Below are 21,628 nucleotides of genomic sequence, written 5' to 3'. Positions count from 1 at the left end.
GGAAGCCGGTGTGCCGCGGCTCTCCAGCGGGCCTAGACCTCGCCGCTGCGCAGCGCGTCGACAGCGTACTGCAGGTCCTGCGGGTACTCACTGGTGAACTCCACGTACTCCCCCGAGCCCGGGTGGGTGAAGCCCAGTTTCCGGGCGTGCAGCCACTGCCGGGTCAGGCCAAGCTCTGCGGCCAGCTTTGCATCCGCACCGTAGGTCAGGTCGCCGGCGCAGGGATGGCGCAGGGCCGAGAAGTGGACGCGGATCTGGTGGGTGCGGCCCGTCTCCAGGTGCACCTCCACCAGCGAGGCCTTGCCAAAGGCTTCCAGCACCTCGTAATGCGTCACCGACGGCCGGCCGCCCTCAACGACGGCGAAACGCCAGTCGTAGCCGGGATGCCGGCCTATCGGAGCGTCGATGGTGCCCTTGAGCGGGTCGGGCAGCCCCTGGACCACTGCGTGGTACATCTTGTCCACGGTGCGGTCCTTGAACGCCTGCTTCAGGAGGGTGTAGGCGTGCTCGGTCTTGGCAACCACCATGACCCCGGAGGTGCCGACGTCGAGCCGGTGGACAATGCCCTGCCGCTCGGGGGCACCTGACGTGGAGATCCGGTAGCCGGCAGCGGCCAGCGCCCCGACCACCGTTGGCCCCACCCAGCCGGGTGAGGGATGCGCAGCCACGCCTACCGGCTTGTCGATGACGACGAAGTGCTCGTCATCGGCCAGGATCAGCAGGTCGTCAACCGGCTCGACGACGACGGCCAGCGGGTCCCGCTGCTCCGGGACGTCCGCAGTGATTTCCTGCCCGGCGTGCAGCTTGTCCGATTTCGTCAGCACCTTGCCGTTGGAACTGAAGTAGCCGTCCGTGCACCAGGTGGCCGCGACGGAACGGGACACGTCAAGCAGGCCTGCCACTACGGCGTCGGCCCGCTTGCCGTCGGCTTCCTCGGGGACTGCAAAAACTGCGTGGAGCTCATTCATCGTGTTGCCTCGTCGTCATTACGCTGGTCTGTCGTTACTGTCTTGCCGGACGGCGTGCGTACGCCGTCCAAACCGATTCCCCGCAGCGTGAGCAGGCAGACCAGGATCACGCCGGAGACCACGCAGGAATCGGCGATGTTGAAAATCGCGAAGTTCGGGAAGGCGATGAAGTCCACGACATGGCCCTGGCCGAAGGACGGTTCCCGGAAGAGCCGGTCGGTCAGGTTGCCCAGCGCACCGCCGAGCACCAAACCCAGGGCCGTGGCCCAGGCCAGGGAACGGACCCGGAACATCAGGTAAACCAGGAAACCGGACACGAGCACCATGATGATCGTGAAGACCCACGTGTAGTCGGTGCCGATCGAAAACGCTGCACCGGGATTGCGGATGAAGTGCCAACGCAGGATCGGGGGCAGGACATCGGTTATCTGGCCCTCGGCCATGGTGCTGACCACCCACAGTTTGGTGAGCTGGTCGGCGATAACGGCGACGACCGCCACGGCAAGCATGATGACAGCGGGCTTGCCCCTGCGGGCACGGCTGCGTCCGGCTCCCGTGTTGTCCGGGGTCTGCGGTGAGGAAGGAGTCATGGTGCTTTCGTGATCGGAATGCCGGGGGAATCAGGCGCCGACTGAACTGCGCGGTGAATCGAATGTTCGTGCATAAAACCTAAGGGCCGTCGGCCGGGGTGACCCGGCCTCCGGCCCTTAGGTTTTATTCAGCTAATACGTTGCTTAACTTCTGCATTGTTCAGCTTCTTCAATAACTCGACTTCTGGAATGCCGGCTGCTGCCTGTACATCAGTTTAACCGATCTTCCAGGAGCGCCGTGTCCGAGGCAATTACGCGTCGGCGGTTTCCGAAGCTACGGAACCGCGTGCATCCAGATCGCGCAGCTGGCCTTCGATGTAAGCCTTCAGGCGCGAACGGTAGTCCCGCTCGAAGCCGCGCAGCTGCTCGACCTTGCGCTCCAGGACAGCCTTCTGCTGCTCCAGGGTGCTGAGGATCTTGCGGCTCTTCTCCTGGGCGTCGGTGACGAGGCCGCTGGCCTCGATCTGCGCTTCGGCGATGATCTTGTCGCGCTGCTCAATACCGGCACCGACATAGTCGTCGTGCATCTTCTGGGCCATGGCCAGGATGCCCGCAGCGGTCTCCGTGTTGTTGGCCGCGGGAGCCGCGACGGGCTCCGGCTTGGCCTCGACGGGTGCCGGGCGCTCTTCTACGACCGGAGCTTCAACCTCAGGCTCGGGCTTGGGCTCTTCCGGAACCTTTTCGATCTTCGGTGCAGCGGCTACGGGAGCCGGAACCGAGTTCGCCGAAGCGGTGGACCCACCGGCTGCGGCCGCAGCCAGCTGGCTGCGGAGGTCTTCGTTTTCGGAGTTCAGCCGGCGCAGTTCCACCACGATCTCGTCGAGGAAGTCATCGACTTCATCCTGGTCATAGCCTTCCCGGAACTTGGTCGGCTGGAACCGCTTGTTGACAACATCTTCTGGCGTCAGAGCCATCTGGTCACCTCATACTGGATTATAAGATTCGCCTGCGAGTCAAGCAGGCGGTTCTACGTAGAGAATTACGGACATACAAAAATGCAGGGTTGTATTCGGTTTCACACTATATCGTTTGGTTTCCGAAAACTAACCGGACCCCTGCGGCGCGGAACGCTAGCGCGCGACGCCGACGACAATCTGCGTGAGGATCGATACGAGGATAAACAGGACCAGGAAAGCCAGGTCCAGGGCCACTCCCCCAAGCCGCAACGGCGGAATGATGCGCCTGAACAGCCGGACGGGCGGGTCGGTAACACCATATACGCCGGTAGCGAGCACGAGTGCCGGTCCCTTTGGCCGCCACTGCCGGGCAAACATCTGCACGGCGTCGTACACGATCCGAAGGATGAGGGCGAGCTGGAAGAGAACCAGCACCAAGTACACCAGGGGAAGAATGATATTCACGCGCAGGGTTTCATTTCCGAAGTCGGTCAGCAGCCCCTGCGGCCCGTCGGTGCGGGCCTTGGGCTAGCTCTGGTTGAAGAAAGTGGACTGTGATTCGCTGATCTTCTTGTCGTCGCCCAAAACCTCAACGTAGGACGGCGAGAGCAGGAAGACCTTGTTGGTGACACGCTCAATGCTACCGCGGAGGCCGAAAACGAGGCCCGCGGAGAAATCAACGAGGCGCTTGGCGTCCGCTTCTCCCATATCGGTGACGTTCATGATGACGGGGATGCCGTCACGGAAGCTCTCACCGATGATCTTGGCGTCGTTGTAGGAGCGGGGGTGGACCGTGGTGATCTGGCGCAGGCCGGACACATCCTCACGGGACGACGGGGCACGCTTGATGGGTGTCACGGGTGCGCGGTACTCCTCCACTGCATTTCGTACGACGGGGGCAGGAACCGCCTCCGGCGCTTCCTCATCGGGCTCATGGACGGGAGCAAAGTCTTCCTCCCGGGCAGGGGCTTCCCGCAGGTGCCGCTGTTCGGACTCGTAGTGCTCGTCACCGTCGGCGAGCCCAAGGTAGATCATTGTCCTGCGCATTGCGCCAGCCATGGTTGCTCCTCTTAATCCTTCAACGCCTAGCTGCCCATTACTGTACTGTTACTGCACGGTACTGCAGGGTGCTGCGCGGCGGCTGTATGGTGTTCGTACTTTGACGCTACCGTACCGGCGGGCGCGGGCCCAGAACATCGGACCCGATTCTCAGGTGTGTCGCCCCGTGTGCGACGGCGGCCTCGAGGTCCGAGCTCATGCCGGCGGAGATGCTTCGCGCCCCTGGGTGCTGTGCCTGCAGCTGCCCCGAAAGTTCCCGGAGGCGGGCGAAGGCCTCCCCGGCATCCGCGCCGAGCGGCGCAACGGCCATCAGCCCGGACAGCAGCAGCCCGGGAGTACCGGCAACGGACTCGGCCAGAAGCGGCAGATCCCCGGGCAGTGCTCCCCCTCGGCCCGGATCCGCAGCCCGTGCGGCGTCGTCCCGCAGGTCCACCTGCAGGAAGCAGGACAGGTCCCCACGTGGCACCTGCCCTGCGGATTCCCGGCGCCGCTGCTCTGCTGCCATCGCCTTGCCCAGGGCAGTCACCAGGGAACGGCGGTCCACCGAGTGGACGGAGGCGGCGTAGCGCACCACGGACTTCGCCTTATTGGACTGCAGCTGGCCGATGAAGTGCCAGTCCAGGTCCAGGTGTGCCAGGTCCGCGGCCTTTGCGGCGGCCTCCTGGTCCTTGTTCTCGCCCACGTCCCGGACTCCCAGTCCGGCAAGGATCCCGACGTCGGAGGCGGGGAAATACTTGGTGACCACAATCAGGTGCGGTTCTTCGGCACCGGCGGGGCGCTCGGCTGCCGCGATGCGGTTCCGGACGCGCTGCAGCCTGTCCCGCAGCTCATCGGCGCGGGTGGGATATTCGGATATTGAAGTCATGGTCTTTCCATTATCTCCGGCCCGCCGGCCTTCGATGCGCCGGTGGAGGTTCAGGAACGCTGCCAGATCACGCCGGCGAACCGTCCGGTGGCGGGGTTCCGGCGGTGGGAAAACAGCTCGTCGTTCTCCAAGGTGCAGCCCTCGACCCGTTCTACTGATACCCCCAGGGCCATGAGCTGCGCCTGGGCTCCCGCGGGAAGATCAAGCGCCGGGGTCCCGCTGCGGGTTACTGCGGCAGTAGCCGGCAGCAGGGCAACCGATTCGTCCCGCATGGCTGCCGGAACCTCGTAGCAGTGCCCGCAGACGCAGGGACCTATCCAGGCACGGAGCCCGGTTCCGCCGGCGGAACGCATCCGGTCGACGGCGACGGGCAGGATGTTATCCAGCAGGCCGCGGCGGCCGGCATGCACGGCGGCGGTAACCGGCCTCCCGTCCGGGCCGGCACCGGCCAGCAGGACCGGCACGCAGTCGGCCACCATCACCGCCAGCGGGGCTGCGCCGTCGACACTGACCAGGCCGTCCGCCGTGGGAGCACCGGAGCCGGGGTCGGCTGCTTCTGCCACCAGTGCGGAATGGACCTGGTTCATAAAACGCAGCGAGCCGGGGCGGACGCCCATCGCGGACTCGAGTTCCGCACGCCGCCTGCGGACCGCATCCGGGTCATCCCCCACATGCAAAGCGAGGTTGCCCGCGGAAGCGTTGGTGAATCCCGCCCACAGGTTGTCGCCAACCTGGCGGTGCCACCAAAACATCCGGGACAACCCCGCTGTCATGCTCAGCTGTCTAGCTCTGCTGCTCTGCCTGCCGGTTTTCCTACTTCAGGAAGTCCGGTACGTCCAGGTCATCCGGACGGCCGGTGGACAGATCGGATTCCACGACTGCCGGAAGATCGATATCGAAGCCGGCGTCGGCCGGGACATCGCTGTGCTGGTGCGACCGCTGGGACCAGGCCGACAGGCCTGCGGAAGCCGGAGCGGCAGCCCCGAAGCCACCTGCAGCCGCTGCCGAGGCAGGCGGCGTGGCCGGCTCGGCCGGCTTGTTGTGCTGCGCCGGCTGCGAGGTGACATCCACCTGGTCGAAGCCTGCCGCGATAACGGTAACCCGCGCTTCGTCGCCCAGGGCGTCGTCAATGACGGCACCGAAGATGATGTTGGCTTCGGGGTGGGCAACTTCCTGGACCAGGCGCGCTGCCTCGTTGATCTCAAACAGGCCGAGATCGGAACCGCCCTGAATGGAGAGGAGCACGCCGTGGGCGCCGTCGATCGAAGCTTCGAGCAGAGGAGAAGCTATTGCCAGCTCGGCAGCCTTGACTGCACGGTCCTCGCCGCGGGCCGAACCGATGCCCATGAGGGCCGAACCTGCACCCTGCATAACCGATTTCACGTCCGCGAAGTCGAGGTTGATCAGGCCCGGGGTGGTGATCAGGTCGGTAATACCCTGAACGCCGGAGAGCAGGACCTGGTCCGCGGAACGGAAGGCATCCAGCATGGAGACGTTGCGGTCGCTGATGGACAGCAGCCGGTCATTCGGGATGACGATCAGCGTGTCGACTTCGTCGCGCAGCGTATCGATACCGGATTCGGCCTGGTTGGAGCGGCGCCGGCCTTCGAAGGTGAAGGGACGCGTAACCACGCCGATGGTCAGGGCGCCGAGCGAACGGGCGATCCGGGCGACGACGGGAGCGCCGCCGGTACCGGTTCCGCCACCTTCGCCTGCGGTCACGAAGACCATGTCCGCTCCGCGGAGGACTTCCTCGATCTCCTCGGCGTGGTCCTCGGCGGCCTTGCGGCCGACCTCGGGATCAGCGCCGGCGCCCAGGCCACGCGTGAGTTCGCGGCCGACGTCGAGCTTGACGTCTGCGTCGCTCATCAGCAGTGCCTGTGCATCGGTGTTGATGGCGATGAACTCCACGCCGCGGAGGCCAACATCGATCATCCGGTTTACGGCGTTCACGCCACCGCCGCCGATGCCGACGACCTTGATGACGGCCAAGTAATTCTGCGGTGCTGCCACGTCCTGTGTCCCTTGTTCGAATCTCTGCAACTTTTATGTTTTTCGCAGCTGCGTTCGTTCTGCAGCTGCATGTGTCCTACTGAACCGGCCTGCGTACAAACCGGTTCCCGGCCGCCGACGCCCCCGTGGTTTCCAGCGGAATCCCGGAGATCTCCACTGGACGCCCGGCCGAAAACCTTGAACCTACACAACCCTAACCCTCAACTTGAGGGTTATAGTTATGTCAAGTAATCCATTACTTGAGACGCTATGGGGCCAGCGCCGCTTCCGCAAATACCGCCCCCGCGTGTCGGAGGATTCTTTCATCACGGCCGCGGAAAGCTACCTGCTCCGTTCCCCTGCGGATCCCCTCCGAGGGCTCCGGTCCGGCGCCTGGTTTCCAGCCGTCCTCCGCGCCGGTCAACGTGTCACCGGACGGTCGGGGGTACTGACGTCGTAAACCTGCACCGGCGGATCGGACGGCTCCATCTTCAGGAGCGCCTCAAGCACCCGTGCCTTTGCCTCGTTGGCATCGGCACTCCCCCAGAATACTGTCTGCCCGCTCTTAAGCTTCAGTTCGACCGAATCCAGCGTCTGGGCGGAGGCGTTCTCCAGCCGGCCAAGCACCTCCGGCGGAAGCGTCGCCAGTACTGCCGTGATGCTGGGGAAAACACTCGCATGGATGGCTTCGCTTCCGCCGGCGATAAGCGGAAGGGCGACCGCTGCCCGGTCAGCTGCTATTGCCAGCCGGCGGCCCTCTTCGTCGATGAGGACATGCGTGTCACCGTCCTGCAGGACGGCTACGGGAATGCGTTCGGTGACAGTAACCACCAGGGTGGACGGTGGCTGTGCTGCGACCTCGATCTTTTCGATTTCGGGGCGGTCTTTCAGCAGCCCTTCCACGTCGGCGTCGGAAATGGTGGGCAGGGTCTGCCCCTTCAACGGTTCCAGCGCTGCTTCGGCCTGTTCACGTGGCAGCAGCGTGGTGCCCTCGACCACTACGGTCTGCAGGGCGAGCATCGGTGAGAAGAACAGCAGGGCAAAGAACAGTGCGGTGACGGACACCGCTGAGCCGACCGTGATCCATGCTGCCCGGCGCCGCCGCTTGCCGGGCGGTTCCGGAAATGCCAGGACCGTTCCGTCGGTGCCTGCGCTGTTGGCGCCAGGCACCGGGGACTTTGCGGCGGAGCGCCGGCTTCCCGCAAAGCGGCGCGGGGCCTTGTCCGCCGGAGCACCCGCAGGCTTCCCGGCGGATTTCCCCTTCCCCGCCGGCTTGGCCTTGGCGGCGCCGGCAGCAGGCCGGACAGCGGTGGAACCGGCGGCGGGTCTGTCCGCTGCCACCTGGTCTTCCGGATCGAGGGCACGTGTGGCCGTAATGGTCTCGTCGTCGCTCCCGGAGCGCTTCCTACCGGCCATTGGCGGCTTTCCCCGCTGCGGCGGCCGAACGGGCCGGAACGGCGGCCAGGCGGGCAACCAGTTCAGATCCGAGCGCGGTGACGTCACCGGCACCGACGGTCAGGATGATGTCTCCCTCGTCGGCGCTGTCTGCAACCTGGGCCACCGCGCGTTCCGGACTATCGGCATAGCCGCCGGGGACGTGCAGTCGGGAGGTGATCAGCTCACTGGTGACGCCTTCAATCGGATCTTCCCGTGCCGGATAGATGTCCAGGACGGTGGCGGTATCGGCCAGGTCCAGGGCTGCTGCAAACTCGGCCGCAAAGTTGCGGGTGCGGCTGAACAGGTGCGGCTGGAACAGAACGTGCACCCGGTGCCCTCCGGCCACTGTGCGGGCCGCCTTCAGGGCGGCGTCGACTTCGGTGGGATGGTGGGCATAATCGTCGAACACCTGCACGCCGCGTGCACTGCCGCGGGATTCGAACCGCCGGGCGGCGCCGGAGAACGTAGCGAGCCCCGCTGCGGCCGTCCGGGGATCAACGCCCAGTTCCAGCCCGACGGCAAAGGCGGCAGCCGCGTTCAGGATGTTGTGCGCGCCCGGAACCTGCAGGACAAGCTGCACCTCGCCGTCGCGGCCCTCCACGGTGTACTGCAGGGTGCTGGCCGAGCCGGCGCCGGCGGGACGGGTGTCCGTAACCCGCACGTCCGCACCGGCGGCGTAGCCGTAGGTGGCTACCCGGACGCCCGGGCAGCGTTCAACGAGGGCTACGGCACCGGCGTCGTCCGCGCAGGCGACAAGGAGCCCCTCCGCCGGCAGCAGCGCCGTGAAGGCGTCGAAGGAGGCGAAGACCGCTTCCTCCGTGCCGTAATGGTCCAGGTGGTCGGCCTCGACATTGGTGACTACGCTGATCCGCGGGTTGTAGTTGAGGAAGGAGCCGTCCGACTCATCGGCTTCGGCCACGAAGACCCGTCCCGCCCCGTGGGCGGCATTGACGCCAAGGGCCGCAACGTCGCCGCCGATGGCGAAGGAAGGATCCAGTCCGGCCTCCCGCAGCATCACGGTCACCATGGCCGTGGTGGTGGTTTTGCCGTGGGTGCCGGCCACCGCTATGAGGTCCTGCTCGCCCATGGCCGCGGAGAGCGCCACTGAGCGGTGGATGATCCGCAGCCCGAGGGAACGCGCCGCCGCAAGTTCCGGATTCTGCTCGCGGATGGCCGTTGACACGACTACCGTGTCGACGCCGGCAACGTGTCCGGCGTCGTGCCCCACAAACACCTCGGCCCCGAGCGCTTCAAGGGCCCGCAGTCCCGGCGAGTCCTTGGAATCGGAGCCGGAGACTTCAATGCCCTGGGCCAGGAGTACCCGGGCAACGGCGGACATGCCGGCACCGCCGAGGCCGATGAAGTGTACTTTCCCCAGGTCTGTCGGGTTCAGCCGGTTCATGCCTTTGCCCTATCGCTTGCTTCGAGGATGAATGCAGCCATCCGCTGGTCCGCGTCACGGATGCCCAACGCCGACGATGCCTTGGCCATGGCTTCCAACGCCGCCGGATCGGCCAGCAAAGGTATCAGCCTGTCGGAAATCCACTCGGCTGTGAAGAGGGCGTCGGCAACCGTAAGCGCTCCGCCGGCAGCCACGAGGGCTTCGGCGTTAAGCGCCTGTTCGCCGTTGCCGTGCGGCAGCGGAACCAGGACGGCAGGCAGCCCCACTGCGCTGATTTCGCAGACGGTTCCTGCCCCGGAGCGGGCCAGCAGCAGGTCCGCAGCGGCGTAGGCCTGCTCCATGCCGTCGACGTACTCCACCTGCGTGTAGCCGCGGGCGGCGATCGGTTTTCCGTCGGCGTCCACCAGGGACTTTCCGCGGCCGGTGATGTGCAGGGTCTGGATGCCGGCCGCAGCCAATGCCGGAAGGGCATGTTCCACGGCCCGGTTGATGCTTGCGGCACCCGAAGAGCCTCCGGTCACCACCAGCGTGGGGCGGTCCTGCTCCAGCCCCAGGGCGGACCGTGCGGCATTCCGGGCGGCATGGCGGTCCAGTCCGGAGATTTCCCGGCGCATCGGCATACCGACACACGTGGCCCGGGGCAGGCTGGTGGATTCGAAGGCCACGCCCGTCACGGCCGCGAAGCGCGCACCCACGCGGTTGGCCAGCCCGGGACGCGCGTTGGCCTCGTGCACGATCACGGGAAGCGAACGTCGGCGTGCCGCCAGGTACACCGGCGTCGAAACGTAGCCGCCCACGCCCACAACGACGTCGGCCTGCGCGGAGTCCAGGATCTCGCCGGCCTGCCGCACGGCACGGACAAGGCGGCCGGGCAGTTTCGCCAGGTCCGCGGAAGGCCGCCGGGGCATGGGGACCCGGTCAATGGTGGCCAGCTCATAGCCCGCTGCGGGCACCAGGCGGGTTTCCATTCCGGACGCGGTCCCCACCACTGTGATGCGGGCGTCGGGGCGGTGTGCCGTCACGGCATCTGCGATGGCCAGGAGAGGGCTGATGTGCCCGGCGGTGCCGCCTCCGGCCAGGACTACGGAGAGGGAAGGCTGCGTCATGGAGCTGTTGGTTCACTTTCGGGGATTTTACGGGCAAAGGAAAGCAGGACGCCGACGGCGGCGAGCGTGAAGGTCAGGGAGGATCCGCCATACGAAATGAACGGCAGCGGTACGCCGATGACGGGAAGCAACCCGGTCACCATCGCAATGTTCACGGAGGCCTGGCCGATAATCCAGACCAGGATGGCACCGCAGACAATGCGGATGAACGGGTCGGTATGGCGCATGGTGACCCGGACCGTCGCGACGGCGAGGACGGCAAAGAGGCTGACCACGACGAGCGTTCCCAGCAGGCCGAACTCCTCGCCGATAATGGCGAAGATGAAGTCGTTGTGGGCTTCCGGGATCCAGTTCCATTTCTGCCGGCTCTGGCCGATGCCCACTCCCAGCCAGCCGCCGGAGGCCAGCGCGTACATGCCGGCGTTGGCCTGGTCGCAGAGGCCCGTGCTGCAGTCCAGCTGGAGCCAGGCGCTGATCCGGCTGGAGCGGTTGCTGCTCACCAGGGACATGAGTACCGCTCCCACGGCCGCTCCGGCCGCAAGGACGCCCAGGAAGCGCAGCGGAGCACCGGCGAAGAACAGGGCGGCAACCATGATCATGCCCATCACGATCACGGTGCCGAGGTCGCTTCCGAGCATGACCAGGAGGATCAGGATCCCGCCGCCGGGCACAACTGGAATAAGGGCGTGCTTCCATTCGTTGATCAGCCGCCCCTTCCGGGACAGGACCGCGGCGAACCAGATCGCCATGGCCAGCTTCGCGGCTTCGGAGGGCTGACCCGTGATGGGCCCGATCTCGATCCAGTTCTTGTTGCCGTTGACTTCCTTGCCGATTACCAGCACAAGCACCAGCAGGATGACGGCAATGCCGTAAAGGAACCAGGAGAGGAAGCGGTAGTGGGGCGGCCCGAGCCGCGAGAGCCCCAGCATGGCCACCACGCCCGCCGCAGCGAACATGGACTGCTTCAGGAACAGATCGAACGTCGTCGCCGCGCCTGCATCGCTGCCGGCAGCGGCGGCAATGGATTCCACCGAGGACGCCGAAAGCACCATCATCAGGCCGATGGCGGTGAGGGCCAGGGTGGCGCCGAGGATCGTGTAGTAACTGGAGCCGGTGGCGCTGCGCCCGCTGCCCTCCAGGAAGACGAGGAAGCGCTCAACGCGCGACGCCGGTTTGGCCGGACGGTCCGCAGCGCCGCGTTTCCCGGCCGGGGGCTTCCCCGGTGCGGTTTTCGGTGTCACCGCGCCCGTGCCGGTATTGGCTGTGGCCGCTGGATTCCGGCGCAGGACCGGTTTGCGTTTGCTGCCGGTGGGCGTGGTGACCAATCTAGGGCTCCTTCGGAGTCTGTGCCTGTCCCGGTGCCTGCTGTTCGCTCATATATCCTGCGACGGCTTCGATGAAAGCCTCGCCGCGGTGGGCATAGGAAGTGAACTGGTCCATGGAAGCTGCTGCCGGCGCCATCAGCACCGTGTCTCCTGCTTGGGCCACGGTAGCCGCCGCAGCGACTGCCCTGACCATGATCTCTTCGGCACTGGTGACCGGTGCCGCCGTCTGCTGCCGTTCCCCAGTCTGCTCCACAAGGGCGTGGATGACCGGCACATCGGGTGCGTGTTGGGCCAGGGCTGCCTGCAGGTCCGCGGTGTCGGCTCCGATCAGGACCACTGCCTTGAGCCGGCCGCGGTGCTCGGCAACCAGGTCGTTGTAGTGAACGCCCTTGGACAGGCCGCCGGCAATCCAGACAACGCTGTTGAAGGCAGCCAGCGACGCCGCCGCGGCATGCGGATTGGTCGCCTTGGAGTCATTGACCCACAGGATGTCATTGAGGCGGGCCACGGGCTGGATCCGGTGGTCTCCCGGTGCATAGGCCCGCAGTCCGTCCCGGACCGCCGCGGGTTCGACGCCGAAGGCACGCACCAGCGCAGCAGCGGCCAGGGCATTGGCCACCATGTGCCGGGGAGCGTACTCCCCCAGGTCGGCCATGGCGGCAAGCTCCGCCGCGGAGTCCTTGCGCTGCTCGATGAAGGCCCGGTCCACCAGCAGTCCTTCAACCACTCCGACCATGCTGACCGCCGGCACTGAGGTGGTGAAGCCGACCGCGCGGCAGCCTTCCACGACGTCGGCTTCCTCGACCATGCGCTCGGTCTCGTACTGCTCGGCGTTGTAGATGCAGGCGACCTGCGTGTTTTCGTAGATCTTGGCCTTGTCGGCCCGGTAGGCCTCAAAGGAGCCGTGCCAGTCCACGTGGTCTTCGGCGATGTTCAGGCACACGCTGGCCAGCGGGGACATGGAGTGTGTCCAGTGCAGCTGGAAGCTGGAGAGTTCCACGGCGATGGCGTCATAGCCTTCCGGATCCCGGATCGCATCCAGGATCGGGGTTCCGACGTTGCCGGCCGCGATGGCGCGCAGGCCGGCGGCCCGGAGCATGCTCTCGGTCATCGAGACCGTGGTGGTCTTGCCGTTGGTGCCGGTGATGGCCAGCCACTGGGCGGTCTTGCGGCCTTCGCGGATACGGACCCGCCAGGCCAGCTCGACGTCGCCCCAGACGGGAATGTCCGCTGCGGCGGCTGCCGCCAGCACCGGGTGGGTGGGGCGGAAGCCCGGTGAGGTCACCACGAGGTCAGGGGCAGCGCCGTCGACCTCGGGAAGCCCGGCAACCGCATCGGCTCCGAGCAGGATGTCCGCGGCGCCGACAATCCGAAGGGTGTCCGCCTTGGCGCGGTTCTCCTCGGTGTCCCTGGCATCCACCACTACAACCCGGGCCCCGAGTTCGATCAGGGTGTCCGCGGCGGAGAAGCCGGAGAGGCCGATACCGGTGACGACTACGCGCAGTCCGCTCCAGTCGGCGTCCCACGTGGTCAGTTCGGCAAGGGGAGCACTCACAGTCCCACCACCCATTCGGCGTAGAAGATTCCCAGCGCCACGGCCACGCAGAGGCCGGCGATGATCCAGAACCGGACCACCACGGTGACCTCGGCCCAGCCCTTGAGCTCGAAGTGGTGCTGCAGCGGAGCCATCTTGAACACGCGCTTGCCGCCGCTGAGCTTGAAGTAGCCCACCTGGATGATGACGGAGAGGGTGATGATCACGAACAGGCCGGCAAGGATCACCAGCAGCAGCTCGGTCCGCGAGAGGATGGCGAAGGCCGCAATGGCGCCGCCGATCGCCAGCGAGCCGGTGTCGCCCATGAAGATCTTCGCGGGCGAGGTGTTCCACCAGAGGAAACCGATGAGGGCGCCAGCCATGGCCCCGGCCAGCAGGGCCAGATCCATCGGGTCGCGGACTTCGTAGCAGACGCCTTCTGCGCCCGGTGAGCCGCAGCTCTGGTTGTACTGCCAGATCCCGATCAGGAAGTAGGCGCCGAACACCAGCACGGACGCACCGGCGGCCAGGCCGTCGAGGCCGTCGGCCAGGTTCACGCCGTTGGTGGTGCCGGTGATGATGACCAGGGACCAGATCACGAACAGGATCGCGCCGATCACCGTTCCCGCGAAGGCAAGGTCGAAGTTTGTGTCCCGGATGAAGGAGACCGCGGTCGACGCCGGCGTCCTCCCCTGCTCATTGGGGAACTGCAGGGCCAGGACGGCAAAGGTGATGCCGACGACTGCCTGCAGGATGATCTTTGCCTTGGCGTTCAGGCCGAGGCTGCGCTGCTTGGAGATCTTGGTGTAGTCGTCGATGAAGCCGACCATGCCCATACCCACGGTGAGCAGCAGGACCAGCAGTCCTGACGCCGTCGGGCTGAAGGACCCGAAGCCCAGCATGCCGCTGATCAGGTGGGTGAGGAAGTACGCAGCCACCACGGACGCCACGATGACGGCGCCGCCCATGGTGGGGGTGCCGCGCTTGGTGTGGTGGGAGGTGGGGCCGTCGTCACGGACGAACTGGCCGTACCCCTTCCGCACCAGGAAACGGATGAACAGGGGTGTTCCGGCAAAGGCGAAGACCAGAGCCAGCGAAGACCCTACAAGCAGGGAGATCACAGGTTCTCTCCTCCGGTCCCTTCGGTGCGCGCCGGCGCAGTCGCCGGATCAGTTGCTGCGGACGGTGGTACAGGGGTCAAGGCTATCCGATCGCCGAGGAAGCGCAGGGCCGCCCCGTTGGAGGATTTGAACAGGACAAGGTCTCCGGGCGCGAGGGACTCGGCAAGGATGCGCTCGGCTTCCTCCGCCGTTTCCACGAAGGTGGATTCCTCCCCCCAGGAACCCTCCATGACCGCACCGGTGTGCATGGCGCGGGCACCGGTGCCCACGACAATAAGTTTGGAAATATTGAGCCGGACAGCGTAGCGGCCGATGGCGTCGTGTTCCGTGACGGCATCCTCGCCCAGCTCCAGCATTTCGCCCAGGACAGCCCAGGTGCGCCGTTCCCGGCCGAGTTCGGCCAGGGTGCGCAGGGCTGCGCGCATGGATTCCGGGTTTGCGTTGTACGCATCGTTGATCACCGTGACGCCGTCGGCGCGGTCGGTGCGCTCCATGCGCCAGCGGCTGGCTGCCGTGCGGCCGGAAAGCCCTGCGGCAATCTGCTCGCCGGGAATACCCGCTGCGTAGGCTGCGGCAGCGGCCGCCAGCAGGTTCGCCGTGTGGTGGGCGCCGATGAGGCCGGACCGGATTTCGTGCCGGCTGCCGTCGGGCAGCAGCAGTGTGAAGACGGGCCTGCCCTCGGCGTCGGTGCGGGCATCCAGGGCACGGACGGCGTTCTTGGCGCCGTGCGCGGCTTCCGGCGAGGAGGTGAAGTAGAGGACCGGCGCGTCGGTGCGTTCAGCCATCGCCGCGACGCGGATGTCGTCGGCGTTCAGGATGGCGGTGCCGCCGGCGGGCAGCGCTTCGACGAGCTCTCCCTTGGCGACGGCGATGTTGTCCACGCCGCCGAACTCACCGGCGTGGGCGGAACCCACGAAGAGGACGACGCCGATATCCGGCTTGACCATGTCGGCCAGGTAGCGGATGTTGCCGATGCGGGTGGCGCCCATTTCCATCACGAGATAGCGGGTGCCGTAGCCGGCGGTAAACACGGTCAGCGGAAGGCCGACTTCGCCGTTGTAGGAACCTACCGGAGCGACGGTGGGACCGGCCTCGGTCAGGACACCGGCCAGCAGGTCCTTGGTGGTGGTCTTGCCGGCTGATCCCGTGATGCCGATGACGGTCAGTTCGCCGTGCGCCCGGAGCCGGCGGACAATTTCCGCGGCTAGGGTGCCCATGGCCAGGACGGCGTCGGGAACCAGCACGCCGGGGTAAAGCGCACCGGCGTCGTCGGCCACCGGCCGCTCAAGAAGCGCCAGCATGGCGCCGCGGGCAAAAGCGGCGCCCACGAACAGGTGGCCGTCCGAGTTCTCGCCGGGCTTGGCAATGAAGAGCGAGCCCTGTACGGCGTCGCGCGAATCCGTGGTGGCGGAAGTCACGACAAGGCCCGGCGTCTGTGCGGCCGGGCCGATCAGCTCGCCGCCTGTAATTGCCGCTATTTCGGCTGCATTAAGTTCAATCATGACGAATTAGGACTCTACCCCGTCGCTCGAAAGGGCACTGAATCCGTATCTTGTCAAAGCCCGGCGCAGTTCCACCCGGTCATCGAGGGCAAGGTTCTCCCCCATGACTTCCTGCCACACTTCGTGGCCGCGGCCGGCCACCAGCACGGTGTCCTGCGGGCGCGCCAGTTCCACGGCACGGTCGATGGCAGCTGCACGGGGCGCGACTTCCTCAATGACACACGCCAGGTCTTCCCCGGTCCGTGCGCCCTCGGCACCGCGCAGGACGTCCGCACGGATGGCGGCGGCGTCTTCGCCGTGCGGGTCATCGTCGGTGACGACGACGACGTCGGCCAGGCGGGCCGCGATGGCTCCCATTAGCGGACGCTTGGTCTGGTCCCTCTCGCCGGTGGCACCAAAGACGACGATTACCCGCGAGTCGCCGTCGGGACGCCGCACCGAGGCAAGGGTGCGGGTCAGGGCATCGGGGTTGTGGGCAAAATCAACGATGGCTGCCGGCTCTTCACCGATCAGCTGCATCCGTCCGGGGACCTCGACGGTAAACGGATCATGGGCGTCCAGCGCCGCCTGCACGGTTTCTGCGGGAACGCCGGAGGCCAGCACCATCACTGTGGCCAGCGCGGCGTTGGAGATGTTGAAAGTTCCGGGCAGGGCCGTGGAGACCCGCAGCTGTTCCCCTTCCGGACCACGGAGCCTGAAGGAGTGCCCGAGTCCGCGGGGCTCAATGTCCGTAACGAACCAATCGGCGTCGCGGCCGGTGCCGTCAGTCGCAAGCGTCAGGACCGGCACCCCGGCCCGGGCTGCCATTTTCACTCCCCATTCGTCATCGACCGTGACGACGGCCCGGCGGGCGCGGTCGGGCTGGAAGAGCGCCGCCTTGGCAGCGAAGTATTCCTCCATGGAGCCGTGCAGGTCCAGGTGGTCCTGTGTCAGGTTGGTGAATCCGGCGACGTCGAAGCGGACACCGTCAACTCGGCGGTAGGTGATCGCATGGGAGGAGACCTCCATGGTGGCGGCGTCCAGGCCCCGCTCGCGCATCAGGGCCAGCAGCCCGTGCACCTGCGGTGATTCGGGCGTGGTCAGGACGCTCGGAATGGCTTCCCCGCCGGCAAGGATCTCGATCGTGCCGATCAGCCCGGTGGTACGCCCGAGTGCCTGCAGGAGCGAGTTCACGAAGTAGGAGGTGGTGGTTTTGCCGTTGGTGCCCGTGATGCCGAACAGGGTGGGGCGGGGTCCGTCCGCAGGCACGCTGTTGAAGACGGCGGCGGCCAGCGGCCCGACCAGCCGGCGGACCTCACCGGCGACGAAGACCGGAATGTGCAGTTCGGCAAGATGCGCCAGCCCTGCCTTGTCGGTCAGGACCGCCGACGCTCCGGCCGCCTCCGCTGCGCCTGCGAATCGGGCGCCGTGATGGCGGGCGCCGGCGATGCCCACATAGAGGTCACCGGGGAGCACCTCACGGGAATTGATCGTGAGTCCCGAAAGCTCCGTATCCCAGGCTGCTTCCGCCGTTCCCGCGGCAGGTGCAACGTCCTGCAGCTGCGCAGGCAGAGCCTGTACGGCGGCGCGCACGGTAACCGGATCAACGGCATCGGGACGGAGACCCGATCCGGCGGGGGGATTTTCACTTATTGGCACTTCAATGCTCCAGGAATTAGTACTCAATGGGGTAAGTCTCGGGTTCACCCGTGGAAGGCGGCACGTTGTTGCTGACCAGCGTCTGTTCCATGACCTTCTGGAAGGACTGGCCCGGAATGATGTAGTAGAGGTCGCCCTGGGGCCGCTGGAGGGTCACCACAACCACGTACTTCGGATCATCCATGGGTGCAATACCAGCATAAGAGAGGGTCGAGCCTGAATAGCCGCCGTTCGGTCCGGGGGCTTCAGCCGTGCCCGTCTTGGAACCGACCCGGTACTGCTTCAACTCGCCTGTCTTGCCGGAGCCGTCCTTGGTGACCGTTTCCATCATGTGCTGGACCTGCTCCGCGGTCTCCTCGGAGACAACCCGCGTACCCGGTTCCTTTTCGATGGGCTGCTCCGTGCCGTCTTCCTTAATGACGGAGTCGATGATGCTCGGCTGGACGCGGACGCCGTCGTTGGCAATGGTCTGGAAGACACTTGCCGTGTGCAGCGCCGTCTGCGTCAGGCCCTGTCCGAACAGCACGGTGTACTGCTGCCGTCCGTCCCAGGCGTCCGGTTCCGGCAGCAGGCCTGCGGTTTCCCCGTTGAGTCCAACGTTCAGCGGCTGGCCGATCCCGAACTTCCGCAGCCAGTCGTACCGCTGCTGCGGCGTCAGCTGCTCTCCGACCATCACCGTTCCGGTGTTCATGGACTTGGCCAGCACACCCGCCACGGTCATGTGGACGGTCCCGTGCGGGACGGCGTCCTTGAAGGTCTGGCCGTCAACGGTGTACGTCGGTTCGATCTCCAGCCGTGTTTCGGGGGTGGTGATGCCTTCCTCGATGGCGGCCGCCATAGTGATGACCTTGGTGGTGGAGCCGGGCTCGAAGAAGTCCGTGACGGACCTCGCCTTACGAGACTCCGCCGGGGTTGCCCCGGGATTGTTGGGGTCCACAGTGGTGGATTCCGCCAGCGCGATCACCCGGGCGGTATCCGCCTCCATAACCACGATGTTGCCCCACTCGGCATCGTATTCATCCACCTGTGCAGCGATGGTCTGCTGGGCAAACCACTGCAGGTCCTGGTCGATGCTCAGCTTTATGGATTCCCCGTCGTGGACGGGTTCGTCCTCATTGGTGGCGTAGGGAATGCGGATGCCGTCTCCGCCGATTTCGTAGGTCTTGCTGCCGGCCTCGCCGGCAAGGATTTCGTCCTGGGTCAGCTCCAGGCCTTCCTGCGCGCCTTCGGTGCCGAGGAAGCCCACGATGGACCCGGCCACCGAGCCGGAGGGGTAGGTCCGCAGCGTCGTCCGGTCCGCATAGATCCCCGGGAACTTTACGGCGAGGACCTTTTCCTTGACCTCCGGAGTGACGGTTTTGGCGACGAAGTTGAAGCCCTTCTCCCCCAGCAGAGCCGAGCGCAGGGTTTCCGGATCCTGCCCCAGGATGGCGCCAAGTTCCTCAAACGCCTGGTCGAAGGTGACGTCCTGGAGTTTCCCCTCGGCGTCGCGGCGCTTGAATTCCTCGCCGATGTCCTGCGAAAGGCGCTGGTCCACCACAATGTCGAACCGCTCCACGCTTCGGGCCAGGTAATTGCCGTTGGAGTCGAGGATGCTGCCGCGCAGGGCCGGTACGGTTACCGTCACGAGCCGGTTATCCACGGCGCTCTGCGCCATGCCGTCCGGGTCCAGTGCCTGGACATGGAAGAGCCGAAGTCCGAGAACGGTCAGGAGCACCAGGCCAAAGATCAGGCCGGCGCGCAGGCGTCCGGTAACGAGGGCCACCCTGTGGTTGTCCGGGCCGGATTTTTGTGCCACAACGTGTCCTCGTTCATGCCTAAGTTTTGATGACTGCTTCGCTTGGATCAGTTTCCGCTTCGCTGCACGGGGGCGGGGATGGTTCCGCCGTTCAGTTCGCCTTCAGGGACGATGTCCGAAGGCTGGGCCGGATCCGCTGCCGGTATCCGGGCAGCTTCTTCGGCTGCGGCGGCTTCGGCCGCTGCGTCGCGTGCGGCAGCTTCCTCCCGCTCCTCGAGTGCCCGGACGGATTCCTGCGGTTCTGCCGGAACCACGGCGGGTGCGGGTGCGGGGGTGATCGGCTGGGTCAGGACACTCGGTGCCCCGATCAGCAGTTCGGCGGGCTCGCCTTCCTTGGCTGCCTCCGGGCTGCCGGTAACTGCAAGCGTCTGGAGGTCAATGGTGCCGAAGGTGGGCGACGAAACCATGCCCAGGTCTGCTGCGGAAGCAGCCAGGACCTGGGGTGCCTGGTGGTTTTCGATCTTCTGGGTCAGCGCTTCGTTGCGCTGGGCCAGTTCCGCCTTCTGGCTCTGCAGCTGCACCAGCTCGTACTGGCCGCTGGAAACCGAGATGTTCAGCAACAGCACTGAGGCCAGTCCGAGGACGAGGGCAGCGAAGCAGAAAACCGCGAACGGTGCACGTTTGCGGCGTTTGGCGGCGGGCACCAGCGACAGCGGGGTGCGCCGCCTGACGGTGGTGGCAGGCGCCGCAGCATCCCAATCAAGCGCGCGCGCCGTGTTGCCGACGACGGCGCTTGACGCCATGGTGCTGAATCGGGCCGATGGCCAACGTTCGCTCATTATTTCCTGGCCCCATCCATGGGTTTGCGGATTCGTTCTACTGCACGGAGTTTTGCGGAGGCTGCACGGGGATTTTCTGCAATTTCCTCGTCCGTAGGCACCTCGGTGCCCTTGGTCAGCCTCTTGAGCTGGGCCTTGTGTTGTTCAAGTTCAACCGGGAAGCCCTTGGGGGCGGAGGACCGCGCGCCCGCAGCGAAGACGCCCTTGACGATCTTGTCCTCAAGCGAGTGGTAGGACATCACGACCACGCGTCCACCCACGTTCAGCACCGACAACGATGCCGGAATGGCCCGCTCGAGGACATCGAGCTCCTCGTTCACTTCGATGCGCAGGGCTTGGAACGTTCGCTTGGCAGGATGCCCGCCGGTCCGCGCAGCTGCCGCCGGGACGACCCCGCGGATCGCTTCGACGAGCTCGCCGGTGGTGGTGAAGGGCTTCGACGCACGTGCAGCAACAATGGCCGAGGCGATTCGTCCCGCGAACTTCTCCTCGCCCCATTTCCGGATGATGCCTACCAGCTCGGCCTCGCCGTAAGTGTTGACGATGTCTGCAGCGGTACGCCCGCGGCTGGTGTCCATCCGCATATCCAGGGGCGCATCGTAGGAGTAGGCGAAGCCGCGGTCGCGTTCATCGAGCTGCAGCGAGGAAACGCCCAGATCGAACAGCGCGCCGTCGATGCCCTCGAATCCAAGATCCGTGACGACGTCTGCTATTTCGTCGTAGACCGCATGGACCAGGTCAATCCGGTCCGCAAACGGTTCCAGCCTCTCGCCGGCCAGGGCCAGTGCCTGCCGGTCCCGGTCGATACCGATCACGTGCAGCTGGGGGAACCGCTGCAGCATGGCTTCGGTGTGCCCGCCCATTCCCAGGGTGGCATCTACTACAACGGCACGGCCGTGGTCTGCTACGGCGCTTTCGATGGAAGGAGCCAGGAGGTTGATGCAGCGGTCGCGCAGCACCGGAACATGCCGTTCCTCGGTGGGGCGCTCTTCGCTCATCTGAGGCTTCCTTCCATTCGTCGTGTTGTTTGCCCTGCGGCCGGTTCTTAAACCAGACCCCCATCCGCGCCTCACCGCTTTGCACCTTCTGGCTCCGGGGAAGGGAAGCCAGACGGCCTTGCGGTGGGGCGGCGGGAGATCTCATTCAAGACCCGGCCCGGGTTGTCCCTGTAGCGGGTGGTACTGCTAGAAAATCCCTGGAATCGCGTCTTCGTCTGTTTCCGAGAACGCGGTTTCCTGTTCTGCCAGATAGTTCTGCCAAGCGGTTGCATCCCAGATCTCGGCCCGCGTACCGGCGCCGATGACGACCAGTTCGCGTCCAAGTCCCGCGTACGACCTCAGCGCCGGCGGGATGGTTACCCGGCCCTGCTTGTCTGGAACTTCGTCAGAGGCTCCTGAGAGAAAGACCCGAATGTAGTCACGCGCCTGGCGGGAGGAAAGTGGAGCTTCCCGCATTTGGTCGTGGACCCGTTCGAATTCCTTCTGGCTGAAGACGTAGATGCAGCGCTCCTGACCCCTGGTCAGGACAAGGCCGTCGGCCAGTTCCTCGCGGAACTTGGCCGGCAGGATCAGCCTCCCCTTCTCGTCCAGACGCGGCGAATGTGTTCCTAGGAACAT

At 65.9% G+C, this 21,628-nt stretch carries 20 protein-coding genes; all 20 read right to left on the bottom strand.

The features are described 5' to 3' along the window. Nucleotides 1–32: 32 nt before the first annotated feature. The 20 genes from NNX34_RS07085 to mraZ all read right to left on the bottom strand — a co-directional run bounded on the left by NNX34_RS07085 (nt 33) and on the right by mraZ (nt 21,628). Nucleotides 33–968, bottom strand: coding sequence for an RluA family pseudouridine synthase (locus NNX34_RS07085; RefSeq protein ID WP_255765821.1), 936 nt, complete (start codon nt 966–968; stop codon nt 33–35). Further along, nucleotides 965–1,558, bottom strand: coding sequence for a signal peptidase II (lspA, locus tag NNX34_RS07080; RefSeq protein WP_255765820.1), 594 nt, complete (start codon nt 1,556–1,558; stop codon nt 965–967). The genes NNX34_RS07085 and lspA overlap by 4 nt, the downstream gene beginning before the upstream one ends. Before the next feature lie 251 nt (nt 1,559–1,809). After that, on the bottom strand, nt 1,810–2,472 hold the full coding sequence (locus NNX34_RS07075; protein ID WP_255765819.1) for a DivIVA domain-containing protein: 663 nt from the start codon (nt 2,470–2,472) through the stop codon (nt 1,810–1,812). A gap of 156 nt (nt 2,473–2,628) precedes the next feature. Then, a complete protein-coding gene (locus NNX34_RS07070) occupies nt 2,629–2,919 on the bottom strand; it encodes a YggT family protein (protein WP_227922585.1) in 291 nt (96 codons plus the stop codon). Between the two features lie 63 nt (nt 2,920–2,982). Continuing rightward, on the bottom strand, nt 2,983–3,513 hold the full coding sequence (locus tag NNX34_RS07065) for a cell division protein SepF (protein WP_227922587.1): 531 nt from the start codon (nt 3,511–3,513) through the stop codon (nt 2,983–2,985). A 106-nt stretch (nt 3,514–3,619) separates the two neighbouring features. Further along, nucleotides 3,620–4,378, bottom strand: coding sequence for a YggS family pyridoxal phosphate-dependent enzyme (locus NNX34_RS07060; protein WP_255765818.1), 759 nt, complete (start codon nt 4,376–4,378; stop codon nt 3,620–3,622). Nucleotides 4,379–4,428: 50 nt separating this feature from the next. Next, nucleotides 4,429–5,151: a polyphenol oxidase family protein gene (locus tag NNX34_RS07055; protein ID WP_255765817.1), complete on the bottom strand. Its 723-nt coding sequence runs from the start codon at nt 5,149–5,151 to the stop codon at nt 4,429–4,431. A 40-nt stretch (nt 5,152–5,191) separates the two neighbouring features. Beyond that, nucleotides 5,192–6,391 carry a cell division protein FtsZ gene (gene ftsZ, locus NNX34_RS07050; RefSeq protein ID WP_227922592.1) on the bottom strand — a complete coding sequence of 400 codons (1,200 nt, stop codon included), beginning with the start codon at nt 6,389–6,391 and terminating at the stop codon, nt 5,192–5,194. Nucleotides 6,392–6,790: 399 nt separating this feature from the next. Continuing rightward, nucleotides 6,791–7,786: a cell division protein FtsQ/DivIB gene (locus NNX34_RS07045; protein WP_255765816.1), complete on the bottom strand. Its 996-nt coding sequence runs from the start codon at nt 7,784–7,786 to the stop codon at nt 6,791–6,793. Beyond that, a complete protein-coding gene (murC, locus tag NNX34_RS07040; protein ID WP_255765815.1) occupies nt 7,776–9,209 on the bottom strand; it encodes a UDP-N-acetylmuramate--L-alanine ligase in 1,434 nt (477 codons plus the stop codon). Before murC ends, NNX34_RS07045 begins: the two co-directional genes overlap by 11 nt. Continuing rightward, a complete protein-coding gene (murG, locus tag NNX34_RS07035) occupies nt 9,206–10,315 on the bottom strand; it encodes an undecaprenyldiphospho-muramoylpentapeptide beta-N-acetylglucosaminyltransferase (protein ID WP_255765814.1) in 1,110 nt (369 codons plus the stop codon). Before murG ends, murC begins: the two co-directional genes overlap by 4 nt. Then, a complete protein-coding gene (ftsW, locus tag NNX34_RS07030) occupies nt 10,312–11,640 on the bottom strand; it encodes a putative lipid II flippase FtsW (RefSeq protein ID WP_255765813.1) in 1,329 nt (442 codons plus the stop codon). Before ftsW ends, murG begins: the two co-directional genes overlap by 4 nt. Before the next feature lies 1 nt (nt 11,641). Beyond that, a complete protein-coding gene (gene murD, locus NNX34_RS07025) occupies nt 11,642–13,210 on the bottom strand; it encodes a UDP-N-acetylmuramoyl-L-alanine--D-glutamate ligase (RefSeq protein ID WP_255765812.1) in 1,569 nt (522 codons plus the stop codon). Continuing rightward, nucleotides 13,192–14,295: a phospho-N-acetylmuramoyl-pentapeptide-transferase gene (mraY, locus tag NNX34_RS07020; protein WP_255765811.1), complete on the bottom strand. Its 1,104-nt coding sequence runs from the start codon at nt 14,293–14,295 to the stop codon at nt 13,192–13,194. The genes murD and mraY overlap by 19 nt, the downstream gene beginning before the upstream one ends. Further along, on the bottom strand, nt 14,292–15,797 hold the full coding sequence (gene murF / locus NNX34_RS07015) for a UDP-N-acetylmuramoyl-tripeptide--D-alanyl-D-alanine ligase (protein ID WP_255765810.1): 1,506 nt from the start codon (nt 15,795–15,797) through the stop codon (nt 14,292–14,294). Before murF ends, mraY begins: the two co-directional genes overlap by 4 nt. Nucleotides 15,798–15,803: 6 nt before the next feature. Further along, nucleotides 15,804–17,429 (bottom strand): UDP-N-acetylmuramoyl-L-alanyl-D-glutamate--2,6-diaminopimelate ligase, encoded by a 1,626-nt coding sequence (locus tag NNX34_RS07010; protein WP_370647262.1) that lies wholly within the window; start codon nt 17,427–17,429, stop codon nt 15,804–15,806. Between the two features lie 22 nt (nt 17,430–17,451). Next, nucleotides 17,452–19,233: a penicillin-binding protein 2 gene (locus NNX34_RS07005; RefSeq protein WP_255765809.1), complete on the bottom strand. Its 1,782-nt coding sequence runs from the start codon at nt 19,231–19,233 to the stop codon at nt 17,452–17,454. A 47-nt stretch (nt 19,234–19,280) separates the two neighbouring features. Further along, on the bottom strand, nt 19,281–20,012 hold the full coding sequence (locus NNX34_RS07000; RefSeq protein WP_255765808.1) for a hypothetical protein: 732 nt from the start codon (nt 20,010–20,012) through the stop codon (nt 19,281–19,283). Next, nucleotides 20,012–21,010 (bottom strand): 16S rRNA (cytosine(1402)-N(4))-methyltransferase RsmH, encoded by a 999-nt coding sequence (rsmH, locus tag NNX34_RS06995; RefSeq protein ID WP_255765807.1) that lies wholly within the window; start codon nt 21,008–21,010, stop codon nt 20,012–20,014. Before rsmH ends, NNX34_RS07000 begins: the two co-directional genes overlap by 1 nt. Before the next feature lie 186 nt (nt 21,011–21,196). Beyond that, nucleotides 21,197–21,628 (bottom strand): division/cell wall cluster transcriptional repressor MraZ, encoded by a 432-nt coding sequence (gene mraZ / locus NNX34_RS06990; RefSeq protein ID WP_227922615.1) that lies wholly within the window; start codon nt 21,626–21,628, stop codon nt 21,197–21,199.

This window comes from Arthrobacter sp. zg-Y1116 (assembly GCF_024385485.1).
Lineage (GTDB): Bacteria > Actinomycetota > Actinomycetes > Actinomycetales > Micrococcaceae > Arthrobacter_B.
This window is presented reverse-complemented; position numbering and strand designations above follow the sequence as displayed.